This is a genomic window from Chitinophaga sp. Cy-1792 (assembly GCF_011752935.1).
Lineage (GTDB): Bacteria > Bacteroidota > Bacteroidia > Chitinophagales > Chitinophagaceae > Chitinophaga.
On record NZ_VWWO01000003.1, the window covers coordinates 644,929 to 658,161 of the forward strand.

At 44.7% G+C, this 13,233-nt stretch carries 14 protein-coding genes; 5 read left to right on the forward strand and 9 right to left on the reverse strand.

The window, feature by feature from the left end:
* Window positions 1–21: 21 nt before the first annotated feature.
* From F3J22_RS27970 to F3J22_RS27980, 3 genes are all read right to left on the reverse strand, one after another.
* Window positions 22–681 (reverse strand): carbonic anhydrase, encoded by a 660-nt coding sequence (locus tag F3J22_RS27970; protein WP_167021277.1) that lies wholly within the window; start codon window positions 679–681, stop codon window positions 22–24.
* Between the two features lie 69 nt (window positions 682–750).
* Window positions 751–1,158: a hypothetical protein gene (locus F3J22_RS27975; RefSeq protein WP_167021278.1), complete on the reverse strand. Its 408-nt coding sequence runs from the start codon at window positions 1,156–1,158 to the stop codon at window positions 751–753.
* Window positions 1,159–1,160: 2 nt separating this feature from the next.
* Complete coding sequence (locus F3J22_RS27980; RefSeq protein ID WP_167021279.1) at window positions 1,161–1,586, reverse strand: hypothetical protein; 426 nt, start codon at window positions 1,584–1,586, stop codon at window positions 1,161–1,163.
* Between the two features lie 207 nt (window positions 1,587–1,793).
* Here F3J22_RS27980 and F3J22_RS27985 point away from each other — a divergent pair, with 207 nt between their 5' ends.
* Complete coding sequence (locus F3J22_RS27985) at window positions 1,794–3,437, forward strand: ABC-F family ATP-binding cassette domain-containing protein (RefSeq protein WP_167021280.1); 1,644 nt, start codon at window positions 1,794–1,796, stop codon at window positions 3,435–3,437.
* A gap of 100 nt (window positions 3,438–3,537) precedes the next feature.
* Here the strand turns inward: F3J22_RS27985 and F3J22_RS27990 are convergent, their stop codons facing one another.
* Window positions 3,538–3,933, reverse strand: coding sequence for a response regulator (locus F3J22_RS27990; protein WP_167021281.1), 396 nt, complete (start codon window positions 3,931–3,933; stop codon window positions 3,538–3,540).
* A 437-nt stretch (window positions 3,934–4,370) separates the two neighbouring features.
* The gene (locus F3J22_RS27995) at window positions 4,371–5,336 is read right to left on the reverse strand and encodes a DUF3450 domain-containing protein (RefSeq protein ID WP_167021282.1); all 966 of its coding nucleotides are present in this window, start codon (window positions 5,334–5,336) and stop codon (window positions 4,371–4,373) included.
* A gap of 101 nt (window positions 5,337–5,437) precedes the next feature.
* On the opposite strand from F3J22_RS27995, the gene F3J22_RS28000 reads away from it, so the two are divergent.
* The 3 genes from F3J22_RS28000 (at window position 5,438) to F3J22_RS28010 (ending at window position 7,898) form a co-directional block, all read left to right on the forward strand.
* Complete coding sequence (locus F3J22_RS28000) at window positions 5,438–6,163, forward strand: ribonuclease H-like domain-containing protein (protein ID WP_167021283.1); 726 nt, start codon at window positions 5,438–5,440, stop codon at window positions 6,161–6,163.
* Window positions 6,164–6,184: 21 nt separating this feature from the next.
* On the forward strand, window positions 6,185–7,180 hold the full coding sequence (gene holA / locus F3J22_RS28005) for a DNA polymerase III subunit delta (RefSeq protein ID WP_167021284.1): 996 nt from the start codon (window positions 6,185–6,187) through the stop codon (window positions 7,178–7,180).
* A gap of 124 nt (window positions 7,181–7,304) precedes the next feature.
* Window positions 7,305–7,898 (forward strand): hypothetical protein, encoded by a 594-nt coding sequence (locus F3J22_RS28010; RefSeq protein ID WP_167021285.1) that lies wholly within the window; start codon window positions 7,305–7,307, stop codon window positions 7,896–7,898.
* A 70-nt stretch (window positions 7,899–7,968) separates the two neighbouring features.
* Here F3J22_RS28010 and F3J22_RS28015 read toward each other — a convergent pair whose 3' ends face one another.
* Complete coding sequence (locus F3J22_RS28015) at window positions 7,969–8,904, reverse strand: bifunctional riboflavin kinase/FAD synthetase (RefSeq protein ID WP_167021286.1); 936 nt, start codon at window positions 8,902–8,904, stop codon at window positions 7,969–7,971.
* Window positions 8,905–9,033: 129 nt separating this feature from the next.
* Here F3J22_RS28015 and F3J22_RS30890 point away from each other — a divergent pair, with 129 nt between their 5' ends.
* Window positions 9,034–10,212 (forward strand): AIR synthase related protein, encoded by a 1,179-nt coding sequence (locus F3J22_RS30890; RefSeq protein ID WP_167021287.1) that lies wholly within the window; start codon window positions 9,034–9,036, stop codon window positions 10,210–10,212.
* 100 nt (window positions 10,213–10,312) lie between these two features.
* On the opposite strand, the gene F3J22_RS28025 is transcribed toward F3J22_RS30890, so the two are convergent.
* From F3J22_RS28025 to F3J22_RS28035, 3 genes are all read right to left on the reverse strand, one after another.
* Entirely contained in the window at window positions 10,313–11,935 is a 1,623-nt protein-coding gene (locus F3J22_RS28025) for a M56 family metallopeptidase (RefSeq protein ID WP_167021288.1), read from the reverse strand.
* Window positions 11,932–12,303 (reverse strand): BlaI/MecI/CopY family transcriptional regulator, encoded by a 372-nt coding sequence (locus F3J22_RS28030; protein ID WP_167021289.1) that lies wholly within the window; start codon window positions 12,301–12,303, stop codon window positions 11,932–11,934. The genes F3J22_RS28025 and F3J22_RS28030 overlap by 4 nt, the downstream gene beginning before the upstream one ends.
* Window positions 12,304–12,434: 131 nt before the next feature.
* Window positions 12,435–13,151 carry an energy transducer TonB gene (locus tag F3J22_RS28035; RefSeq protein ID WP_167021290.1) on the reverse strand — a complete coding sequence of 239 codons (717 nt, stop codon included), beginning with the start codon at window positions 13,149–13,151 and terminating at the stop codon, window positions 12,435–12,437.
* Between the last annotated feature and the right edge of the window lie 82 nt (window positions 13,152–13,233).

Consider the following 13,233-nt stretch of genomic DNA (forward strand, 5'->3'; position numbering starts at 1 on the left):
TATCGCTGTTGCCATTATTGATTACTGCTCTTTCTGCATTAAGCCCTGGCCGGTGAGGTCGTATATACGCTGGATTTCATGGAGTACACCTTCGAAATCTATTTCCAGATCCTTTAGCAGACCGTTTTTCAGATCGTATACCCAGCCATGTACGGTAGGATATCCTTTCTGGGTATACATTTTCTGTACGGCAGCGGTTTTTATGATGTTGATGCACTGCTCCTGTACATTGAGTTCTACCAGTCTGTTGTAGCGGTCATGTTCTACCGGGATGGCGTTCAGTTCGTCCATATGAAGGCGGTAAACATCCCTGATGTTACGTAGCCATGGATTGAGGATGCCGAGGTCCAGTGGTTGCATGGCGGCTTTAACACCACCGCAGTTGTAGTGACCGCATACCACGATATGTTTTACCTCCAGGTGTACTACCGCATAGTTGATAACGGCCATTACATTGAGGTCGGTATTACATACCAGGTTGGCGATGTTACGGTGTACAAACACTTCTCCGGCTTCGAGACCCATGATCTCGTTGGTAGGAACACGGCTGTCGCTACAACCGATGTACAGATATTTAGGTGCCTGGGAATCCGCCATTTTCTCAAAGAAATCGGCTTCAGTGGCTGTTTTGGATGCAACCCACTTTCTGTTGTTCTCAAAAACCTGTTTATAGTCAGTCATAGCGCTGTATTTTGCGCTAAAGATACGGCAGGAATAGGTTTCGAAGTACAGGAAAGAATTAATTGCCTATTACCGCTGGTGGAGCATATTTAACTTGTATTGCTTTATTTCCAGTTCTTCCGCGACCTGATCCAGGAACAGGTTTGGTGCAGTGGCAGGTTTTTCATTTTTACCAAAGATAATCACGAGCAATTCTATTAATCCGAAAAAGCAAAATACAAAGAGCAGGAATCGTATGTTCTTGTCATAGATGGCCTTTATAACTCCTGTTAATCCCAGTATTCTGGTTATAAGCGAGAATAGCCTGTTTGGTGGTGATTGTACAGGTGGCGGGGGAAGAGTGCTGGTATTTATCCGGTCGATGACATAGGCGACATCATCGGTAGAGAGCGCAGATTGCTGAAGGATATCCGGCAGTGGTAATTGTTCGCTGAGTAATCGGTTGACCTTATGTACTTCGGTATAGTAATTTAGCATAATTAAGCCTGTTTGTCAGCTTGTAACTGAGCTGCCAGTTTTGCCATCAGAGAAGACCTTCCGGCTTTGTAGTGACGCTCCTGGTCGTCTTTTGCCGCTTTGTAGGTTAATACGACATAATTTGCCATTCCCAGGAAGCCGCCAAAGAGACAAAATATATCCAGCAATACCAGCCAGTGATCTGACAATAATCTTACTATGCCTATGATAAAAAATATCATGCCTCCCAGTAGGGACAGACTTGCAGCGAGCTGTTGATTGGCACGCGCCGGTGAAAATTGTTTGTTATAATCTTTACAGGCATCGGCAATGACAGCAATTTCCTGTAGACTGAGGTCGTTTACCAACTGTTTTTCTTTAACAGAATCAGGTGTTTCGCCCTGGTCGAGCCAATATATTACCTGTGCAATGGAATGAGCGTAGTTCATGGGTATTATTTGGGCATTATTATCTTAAAGTAAACAATTGCAAAGATAATCACCAAGCATAAAATATATAATTATTAATAAATCTGTAAAATATTTACTGATAATTATTTAAAATATTAACATATCAGAAATGAGGTTATCTAGTGTGTAGTTGGAAACCCGGGTATATATTCGTAACTTTGCGGCTTCAAAATTTACATAGCCAGCATGATCAGTGTTAAAAACGTAACCCTCTCTTTTGGAAAGAGAGTATTGTTTGACGAAGTAAACCTCAATTTCACAAAAGGGAACTGTTATGGTGTGATTGGGGCCAATGGAGCAGGGAAGTCTACTTTCCTGAAGATATTGTCCGGTGAAATCGAACCGAACAAAGGAACCGTGGAAATCACTCCCGGTGAGCGCATGAGCGTTCTGAAGCAGAACCACTTTGAGTTTGATGAAGTTACTGTACTGAATGCAGTATTGATGGGTAATAAGAAGCTGTGGGAAATTGCCAACGAGCGTGATTCCATCTATGCCAAGGAAGATTTTACCGAGGAAGATGGTATGCGTGCGGGTGAGCTCGAAGCGGAATATGGCGAAATGGGCGGTTATACTGCCGAAAGTGACGCCGGCGTATTACTCGGTGATCTGGGTGTAAAAGAAGATTTGCACAATGTTTTAATGAAAGATATAGCAGGTTCCATGAAAGTACGTGTGCTGCTGGCACAGGCACTCTTTGGAAATCCTGATATCCTGCTGCTGGATGAGCCTACGAACGACCTTGACGTGGAAACCATTGGCTGGCTGGAAAACTTCCTGGCCGACTATGAAAACATCGTGATCGTTGTATCCCACGACCGTCACTTCCTGGATGCGGTATGTACGCATGTTGCGGATGTTGACCGTGCTAAAATCCAGATCTTCAGCGGTAACTACTCTTTCTGGTACGAATCATCCCAGCTGATGGCGCGTCAGATCGCTGACAAGAACAAGAAGATGGAAGACAAGAAGAAAGATCTCCTGGACTTCATCGCCCGATTCTCTGCCAACGCTTCTAAAAGTAAACAGGCTACTTCCCGTAAGAAAGCCCTGGAAAAACTCGTTATCGAGGATATCCAGCCTTCTAACCGTAAATACCCTGGTATCATCTTCAAACAGATTCGTGAAGTTGGTAACCAGATCCTCAATATCGAGAAACTGGACAAATCTGTTGACGGCCGTAAGATCTTCACTGACGTTACTTTCTCTGTAAACAAAGGTGATAAGATCGCATTCCTGTCTAAAGACCACCTGGCACTCACTACCTTCTTCCAGATTATTAACGGGGAAGTAGCGGAAGACAGTGGTAAAGTAGAATGGGGTACTACCGTTACCAAAGCATACCTGCCAAACGACAACTCAGAATACTTTACTGATAAGGATGTAAACCTGCTGGACTGGTTACGTCAGTATGTGCCTGCGCACGTTACAGATGTAGATGAGCCTTTCCTGCGTGGATTCCTCGGTAAAATGCTGTTCGGTGGAGATGAGATCATGAAGAAAACTTCCGTACTGAGCGGTGGTGAAAAAGTTCGTTGTATGCTCAGCCGCATGATGCTGCAGGATCCTAACGTGGTTATCCTCGATGAGCCAACCAACCACCTTGATCTGGAATCCATCCAGTCTTTCAACGAAAGCATGACTAACTATAAAGGTATTGTGCTGTTTACCACACATGACCATGCGTACATGCAAACCGTTGCAAACCGTATCATCGAAATCACGCCTAAAGGTATCATCGATCGTATGATGACCTTCGACGAATACCTGGCGGATGAGCGTGTGAAAGCACTGCGTGCAGAAATGTACGGAGAGGCAGTAATGGCATAGTCTTTAAACGTCTTACAATAAGAAACGCCCGCATAGCATTTGCTGTGCGGGCGTTTGTTTTTTCAGAAATTGCGGGTTTTGTGTTGATTTTCCGGAATTTCTAGAGATATTCCTCGATAACTTTCATTTTCATTTTATCCAGCGGCTTGGTAATGTAAGCCATCAGTTCCGGAGTATGTTCCACTTTTTGCAGATCACGAACATCTACAGATGAAGAGCACATAATGATCGGAATGTTATAATTGAGGGAATGTTTCATGCCACGGTAAGCTTCAATGAAATCCCATCCGTTCATCCGGTCCATGTTCATGTCCAGGATGATCAGGGAAGGTAGCGGTGGCTGAGGTACTGATGATAACTGCTCCAGGGCTTCTTCTGCACATAGGAATGATGTTACCACTAAATTGTCGTCCTGTTGTCCCAACATTTTTTTAATGATGAAATGGAATATCTCATCATCGTCAACAACGTACACTATTTTATTGATGTCTTCCATGCTTATGTATTAATTGGGCTTCTGAACAATTCCGGTAATAGCAAGGCGGGCGGTAATTTAAAGCAACACACAACATCAGGGATTATCCTGCAAGCAATAGATTCCATGACTTCAGGGCTTAACATCTATAGCTGAAATCTGTCCTCAATTATTTACTGATATGGGTTAATCCTGACGATTATTTTTTCCTGGTCACTAGCTGCTTTAATGCATTGGTTTCATCAATCCAGTGCTAACTGGCCTCCGGCTATTTCTTTCTGATTATGGATACAAAGAACGTTAATTTAATTTTATTTTTATATATAACTTTTCTCCAATAACTAATTATTAACAAACATGGAAGGCCAAATTTTTCAGGTAATTTGTTGGATATAAACAGAAAAAGCGGAACAACTGTTCCGCTTTTTCGAAATTTCGTGTATCCGTTAACAACTCGTTTAGAATAATCCTCCTTTTCTCAAGGTTACTTTACCAGCACCGATTTTGAAACCGTTGTGATAAATTTCAACTGCATAATCGCCAGGTTTGAAATCAGAGTTCTGTTTCCAATCCATAGATACCGGCAGTTTCTGACCTTGTACGTAAGGAACAGTTTTCTTAACGGTGTAGAGTTTTTCAGTACCATCTTCCAGGGTGAATCTACCTGAACCCAGTGCTTCAACGGCCAGTGGAGAACCATCAGGAGCAGAAATTGCTACATAGATCTCTTTGTCGCCGGTAGGAGCAATTCTGTTATCATCCAGATCAAATTCTACGCGCATTACATCAGCTTTTTTCGCTTTGGTAGTAGCTACTTCTTTGCCGTTATTTTTTACGCGGATAGGTTCCAGTCTGATATTGGAAGCATGTAAAACAGAACCCAGGTCTACTTTCTTACCTAAACTATCTTTTACTGTACTTACAGAATCTCTTTCTTTGCGCGCTACATCTCTTTCGCCAGCCAGTACAATTTTCTCTCCTTCCAGGCGCTCAATTGTTTGCTGATAACCTTCAATGTTGGATTTCAGCTGTTCGATCAGACGGCGTGCTTCAGCCAGTTCAGCTGCAGTAGCATTTTTCTTGGTAAGGATGCTGGAAATCCTGGCTTTCATATCCTGGATCTCTTTATCTTTTGTTTTTACCAGGCTATCCATACGGGTGTTCTGGCTGATCAGGTCATCCAGACGTGCGTTGGCTGCATTATACTCCTGTTGTAACGCGTCGCGGGAAGTTGATATGGAATCGATCTGTGTTTTCTGGGCAGTTACAATTTCGTTAGATTTGTTTTTATCTAAGAACATGTATATCCAGGTGCCTACAAGAGCAGCTATCAGTATACCATAGATTAATACATTCCGACTGCTGCGGGGTTTTTCTGGCCCGGGAGATCCCGGTGCAGGCGTGTTAAAAGTGTTCTCCGTCATAGTTGTTTGTTTTATGTTTATGTGTTATATGGTTAAAAATCGTTATTCAAAAGTAGGCATTAAATTTATTAAATTCTAAAGTTAAAACACCCTTCTAAATAGTGTTACCAAACATTGGACTCGATCAGTTATTGCTCCTGGATATAGAAACAACGCCTGCCACGGCGGCTTTGGAGGAGCTTCCCGGGAATTTGCAGGAGCTCTGGCGGGAGAAAAATACAAAAATTGCGCCAGTTTCAGAAAATGAAGCGGAGGCCTATGCCGATAAAGCGGGGATCTTCGCCGAATTCGGGAGAATCGTTTGTATATCAGTAGGTTTCTTCCACCTGGAAAATGGCAGATATCAGCTCAGGCTAAAATCATTCGCCAGCGAAGATGAAGTAATACTGCTGAATAATTTCTTTGACCTTGTCCTCCGCTTCAAGGAAAAGGTACCCAGCTTCCAGTTTGGTGGCCACAATATCCGCGAATTCGATATTCCGTTTATTTGCCGCCGTTCTGTAATACAACAGTTATCTTTGCCGCAATCATTACAACTGCACGGCATGAAGCCATGGGAAGTTCCGGTAGTGGATACCCTCCATATGTGGCGCTTCGGCGACTTCAAACACTATACTTCCCTGAAACTGCTCACCGCCGTGATGGGCATCGATACTCCCAAAGATGATATCGATGGAAGTATGGTAGGCAAAGTCTTCTGGGAAACCAAAGACCTCGAACGTATCGCCACCTATTGCCAGAAAGACGTGCTGGCAGTAGCCCAGCTGTTGCTGCGCTTCAAACGACTGCCGCTGCTGCTGCCCGAGGATGTGGTGGTTATCAAGTAATGCTAACTGACAGTATCAAACATGGAATATCAGGATATAATTAAAGACTGGAAACAAGGCAAGTTTAAGGCGCTCTACTGGCTGGAAGGCGATGAGGATTTCTTCATCGACCAGGTGGTCAATCATGCCGAACAACATCTGCTGACGGAAGCTGAAAAAGGTTTCAACCTCACTGTGCTGTATGGAAAAGATACCGACTGGAGTACGGTAATCAATACCTGCCGCCGCTATCCCATGTTTGCAGAACGTCAGGTGGTGGTCCTGAAAGAGGCGCAGGCGATGCGCGACCTCCTCAAACTGGAAACCTACATCGATAATCCCCTTTCCACTACTGTATTTGTAGTAGCCCATAAACAGGGAAAAATCGATGGCCGCAGTAAAATGGCCAAGCTGATCAAGGAAAAAGGTGTACTGCTGTCTACCAAAAAACTCTACGATAACCAGCTCCCTGCCTGGGCGGAAGCCTATGTCAGCGGCCGCGGACTATCAATCTCCCAGAAAGCAGCGATTCTCCTCGTAGACCACATCGGCAACGACCTTTCCCGTATCGCCAACGAAATCGATAAACTGCTGGTCAATCTGCCGGAGAAGAAAAAAATCGATGAGAGCGATATCGAAAAATATGTGGGCATCTCCAAAGAATACAATGTATTTGAACTGCAAAATGCCCTCGGACAAAAGAACACATCAAAAGTATATAAGATCATCCAGTACTTCGGTGCCAATCCCAAAGCGGCTCCCATGCAGATGACGCTGCCGGCACTTTATAACTATTTCGCCAAAATGAACCTGGTATTCAGTGTGAAAGGTGGCGAAAAAGAGATTGCTGCTGCACTGGGCGTCCATCCCTTCTTTGTAAAGGATTATATCGCTGCAGCCCGTAACTATGGCCCGGAAGGCACTGAAAGAGCCATATTGCTGCTACAGCATTATAACCTCCGTAGTATTGGTATTAATGATAGTGGGGTAGAAGACGGGGAGTTGCTGAAAGAATTGATGTTTAAGATAATGGCATAGCTTCGCTGCTGTGCTGATATACATATCAACAAAGGAGAGGCTGACAGGTCTCTCTTTTTTTTATACACTACAGATGTATTTTGTTATTAATATATATATTTGCAGATACATACCTTGTTATCCTATGAAAAGTATTCTGCTGTCAATTAGCTTCCTCCTGCTATCTGTACTGACTTATTCCCAGAAAACTGCCACGAAGCCAAAACCAAAGGTTGTCGCGGAACCACAACCTACCTATGTTTCAGAAAACGAACAAAGGGTAGCAGATAGTCATTACAATGGGACCCGGCTTGAAATTTCCGAATTGCTTGTTCAGCCCACCATGGAAATTGACGATGCACCTGGTCTTGAGAAAGGGTTGATTAAATATCACCGCGAATTTATCAAACTCTGTTCCTACACCGGATTCGTACCGTGTATACGTGGTTGCAAATACAGTATGAAAATTGATACCACCGCCAGTTTCATGGGCTTTTCAGCTGCGGGAACTGCTTATACACAGGAATACATTCAACTGTTGTATGAGCATTTCAGACCAACACCCGGAAAGGCAATGTTAAGAGGGCAGAAGGTAGACGTAGCATATAATTTTCCACTTTATATAAAAATTACCGAAACGAAAATTTCGGATGAAAAATCAAAATTCCATGTGAATTATACACTGACGGAAGAGGGTACACCATTCATTTCGCTGGATTTTTTTAATACAGATAAGTAGAAAAAATAAAAAGGAAAAAGCCGTGTCTACTCAGTAGACACGGCTTTTTCCTTTTTAATCCTGCAATTAATTATCTCGCAAGGATCTCCTTTGCCTTCTCCGCATCTGCGGCAATCTGTTTTACCAGGTCGTCGATATTATCGAATTTCTGGTTGGCGCGGATATATTCTTCATAATAGACGGTCAGCGTCTGCCCGTATATCTCTCTGTTAAAATCAAAAATATGAACTTCCAGCCGTAGGTCGGTGCCATTGAAAGTAGGACGGGTGCCTATGCTCATCACCGCCGGAATAGTTACCCAGTGGCGGTTTAAGGATACCTGTACGGCATAGATGCCTTCGGCAGGGATAAGCTTACGCTCATCGGCGAGTTTGAGGTTGGCCGTCGGGAAACCCAACTGACGCCCCATCTTATCGCCATGCACTACGGTGCCGGTCATGAAATAGCGGTAGCCAAGCAGCTGGTTAGCCAGTTGAATATCGCCATCCTGCAGACTTTTACGGATTTTGGTAGAACTTACCGTGAGGTCATGTACCACCTGCTGGGGAATTTCCACCAGCTTAAAACCATATTTGCTTTGCTCTGCTTCCAGCAGTTCCAGTCCGCCTTCGCGGTTATGACCAAAACGATGGTCGTAGCCAATAATGATGGTATGTGGATGGAAACGGGCAATGAGGAAGTCTTCCAGGTAGGCCCGGGCAGAGAGTTCGGAGAATGCCTTGGTAAAAGGAACTACTACCAGGTGGTCTATCCCCTGTTTCTCCAGCAATGCTATCTTTTCAGGAAGTGTGGTTAAGAGCTTTACTGAGCCTGGGTTTGCGCCCAATACCTCACGTGGGTGTGGGTCAAAGGTAACAATGACGGTTTCTCCGTTGCAACTGGCAGCGGCCTGCTCCAGCTGCTGCAGGATAAAACGATGGCCGGAATGAACGCCATCAAAAGTACCTATGGTAACAACCGCATTACGGAATTCTGGTAAGTGATCTAAGTCCCTGTGAACCTGCATATAATTCTATAACAATCAAAAACGCCATGCAAATCTAACACATTCATCGGGCATTCTGCGCGGAATCTGTTACTTTTGCAGCCGGAAGCTATTTCTACTATCTCTAAATTACTAAATCTCTAATTCCAGGTGGATCAGAATATTTACGCCAAACGTGGTGTTTCCGCAGGCAAGGAAGATGTGCACAACGCCATTAAGAACATTGACAAGGGGCTGTTCCCGAAAGCATTCTGTAAAATAGTACCGGATATTTTGGGCGGCGATGAAGCATACTGCAATATCATGCATGCAGACGGAGCCGGAACAAAGTCTTCACTGGCTTATGTGTACTGGAAAGAAACCGGCGACCTCAGCGTATGGAAAGGTATCGCACAGGATGCCATCATCATGAACATGGACGACCTGCTCTGCGTAGGCGCTACGGATAATATTCTGCTTTCTTCCACTATTGGCCGTAACAAACAACTGTTACCGGGAGAAGTAATTGCTGCTATCATCAACGGTACAGAAGATATCCTGGCTGAACTCCGTAACCACGGCATCAGCATCTATTCTACCGGCGGTGAAACTGCTGATGTGGGCGACCTGGTTCGTACCATCATCGTGGATTCTACCGTTACCTGCCGTATGAAACGTGAAGATGTGATCTCCAACGATCGTATTCAGGCAGGAGATGTGGTGGTAGGACTGGCATCTTATGGCCAGGCTTCCTACGAAAGCGGCTATAATGGCGGTATGGGCAGCAATGGCCTGACCAGTGCCCGTCATGACGTGTTTAATAAAGCAATTGCAGAGAAATATGCAGAGAGCTTTGATCCGGGAATTCCATATGAACTGGTTTTCAGCGGTAACAAGTCTTTGACAGATAAAATCGATATTCCTGGCTTCGGACAGGTGGATGCGGGCAAACTGGTATTATCTCCAACCCGTACCTATGCGCCTGTTATCAAGAAAGTGCTGGAGCAGTTCCGCCCGCAGATCCATGGTATGGTACATTGCAGCGGTGGTGCACAAACCAAGGTCCTGCATTTCATCGAAAAACTCCATGTAATTAAGGATAATCTTTTCCCGGTACCTCCGCTGTTTACCCTAATACAGGAGCAGTCAGGCACTTCCTGGAAAGAAATGTACCAGGTATTCAATATGGGACATCGTATGGAATTGTATGTGCCGGAAGCTATTGCCGCAGATATCATTAATATCTCCAAAAGCTTTAATATTGATGCGCAGATTATCGGCAGGGTAGAAGCTGCTGAACAGAAACAAGTAACGGTTAAAGCGCCTGCGGGTACTTTCGTTTATAATTAAGTTGTGTTGTTTTAAAAAAGTCGAAGGCCGTCTCTAAATAGAGGCGGCCTTTTGTTTAGTGTTGTCTACTTGTTATAATTAAACCGACTTAAATCCAGTGTTATTGCTTTAAGGAAAAACGCACAGGCAGGTTAAACTGCACGGCCACGTTTTTGCCTTCATGTTTGCCTGGGATCCAGGCTGGCATGGCCTTAACCATCCGGATAGCTTCTTCTTCCAGGCCACCGCCTTTTTTATTTCCTACTGATTTGATGTCTTTCACTTTCCCCTGAGCATCTACTACAAACTGCAGGAATACCGTTCCGCTGATCTTTTTTTCTATTGCCTCTTTCGGGTATTTGATGTTTTGGGCCATATATTTATTCAGTGCTTCATCTCCACCGGGGAAGGAGGGCGGTGTTTGTACGAACGTGTAAACCTGTTCCTGCTTGCCGGGAAGAGGAGGATCATCCTGGAGAACAAACCTTATTGGCAATGAGGCAGGGGATGGCATTCTGGAACCATGGCCGATAGCGGGATTCCAGTGTGGCATTGCTTTTATTACGCGTATGGCTTCTTCTTCCAGGCCACCACCCAGTTTAGGTTTGTTGGCAATTAATATATTGCTGAGGGAGCCATCCATTTCTACTATAAACGCTACCTCAACAGTACCTTGTATCCCTTTCTCCTGTGCTTCCCGTGGATAGCGGACGTTTTTTGCCAGGAATTGGCTTAGCGCTGCTTCTCCGCCCGGGAAAGATGGCCGTTTCTCAGGTGAAAAAGAAGAATTCTTCGCAGTTTTTTTGCTGCTATCGGTGGACTCTGTATTGCCGGCGGTAGCTTCCGGGGCAGAGGTTACCGATGCAAGGCGGTCGAATGGTGCCGGGTTGGCAGCTGCCACGAAGGCAAAAGAACAGAAAATGAGGGCGGATACAGGTAATACCATGATCCTGCGCAGGTAGCTGAACCTGTCTTTTTGGAATGATGTAAGCATAATAATTCGTCTTTTGATTGGCGGAAAGAGAAAGTCATTACTTATTGTAAATTCCCTGCTCTGAAATACTGATTGTAAAATGGTTTCAGCATAGTCAGCTACTTCTTTGCCGGCAGCATGTTTATCGGCGATAAATTCATGTACCAGCGAAAGTTCTTTACTGGTGAGGAAAAAGAAGGGGTTGACCCAGCCGAGGGCGCTGATGGTATGCATGTAGAGTTTATCCAGCGTATGCTTTTGCCGTACGTGCACGATTTCATGTTGCAGCATTTGCCGGCCTTTCTGGTCGTCCAGTTGTAGCTGGCTGCTCCAGAAAATATAGGAAAGGAAGGAGAAGGGGCTTCCCGGCTTATTCAGGGTGATAAGGGTATAGTCTGCTGTTGCCGTAGCAGTGTTTCTTTTGGCCAGTCTTACGATACGCAGGGAGGTAAACAGCAGCTTTGCCAGCAGGAAAAAGGCTACCAGTGAATAGATGGCGGTGAGTACCTGTGGCAGCGTGAAGGCTGGTTGCCGGCTGGCGATCTTTTCCTGTATCGTTACTACCTGGTAAGTATAGGCATATACGATAGAGGAAGATGTTTCCCTGGGTAGCGGAATTTTCAGCAGGGGAATGATCAGCGATACCAGCGGCAGTAGCAGGAGATAGTACCGGTTCCATTCATGGAAGCGTTTGTTGCGGAGGGCTAACATGTAATATCCGAACAGGAGCCCTGAGCAAAGGATTACTTTAGAGCAATAGGCCAGGATCATTTGGTTGGATTTTGGTTGTCCTTGATTTTTTGGATCAGATTTTCCAGTTCATTTACGCTCATTTCTTTTTCTTTTACGAAGAAGGATACCAGGTTGGAAAAGGAGCCTTCAAAGTAGCCTTTTACCAGGCTGCTGACGGTTTTGTGGCTATATTCTTCTTTGGAGATAAGGGCCGAGTACTGGTGGGCTTTACCGAAGGCTTTAAAGTCGATGTAACCTTTGTCTATGAGAATTTTGATGAGCGTGGAGGCGGTGTTGTAATGCGGCTTTGGTTCCGGCATGGCTTCGATGATATCTTTCACGAATGCCGGCCCTGTTTGCCATAATGCCTGCATGATCTGTTCTTCTGCTTTGGTCAGTGGTTTCATAACTCAATTTCTTTGTTGAAATAAAGCTATAACTAAAAAATTAGTTTACCAACTAAATCTTTAGTTTTTTGACTAAATTTTTAGTTGGAGGGGCTGTGATATAAAAAAAGCAGCCGGCTGGCTGCTTTTTTTTATTCGCTATATTCAATGCTATAGTTAATGGGAAGGCTTATTTGAACACTGACGGGTTTTCCATTCTGGTATCCCGGGTTCCAGGCGGGCATATTCTTTATTATTTCAACAGTCGCTTCTTCTAGTCCGTAGCCGAGAAGGGGGCCAGGAGTGGTAATTTTATCAAGGGTGCCGTCTGCTTTGATAATAAAGCTCACTACAACGGTGCCCTGCGCGCCTGCTTTTTTTGCGGCCTTAGTAAAACGAACCCGTTTGGAAAGGTAGTTATTCAGTGCCTGATCGCCCCCTTTAAAAGATGGAGCGAGGTTATAGGAGATCGTGTCGGTCAGTAATTCAGCAGTCTGGCCTTGTTTGAGTACTACCAGGATAATGGTTTGTGAGTTGGCTGACTGGCCGCCTCTTTTTCCAGGTTCCCAGGCGGGCATTTTTATCATGTATCCGGCCAGTTCCATAATTACGTCCGTTTTACTGGATGGATGAATGGCGGCAAGATGGCCGGTTTGCGGATCGATGTCCATAATCAGTGTCGCCGTATCCGTGGTCGTGATGGGTTTAGATGGGTGATAACTGCTGATATAGGCAGATAACCCGGCAGTGCCTCCAGGAAAGGCCGGCATGGAAACAGTGGTGTCTTTAAGAAATTCGGCGTTGGCAGTAAGGCTGCCAGCGGAAAGGATGGCAACGAAGCTGATGCAGATCCGTACAGACTTGAACATAGGCGTATATAATTAGTTATTAGTAGTAAATATATAAATAATCAGATGAGATATCCCCTAATTGGTTACTTTTGTTAATACC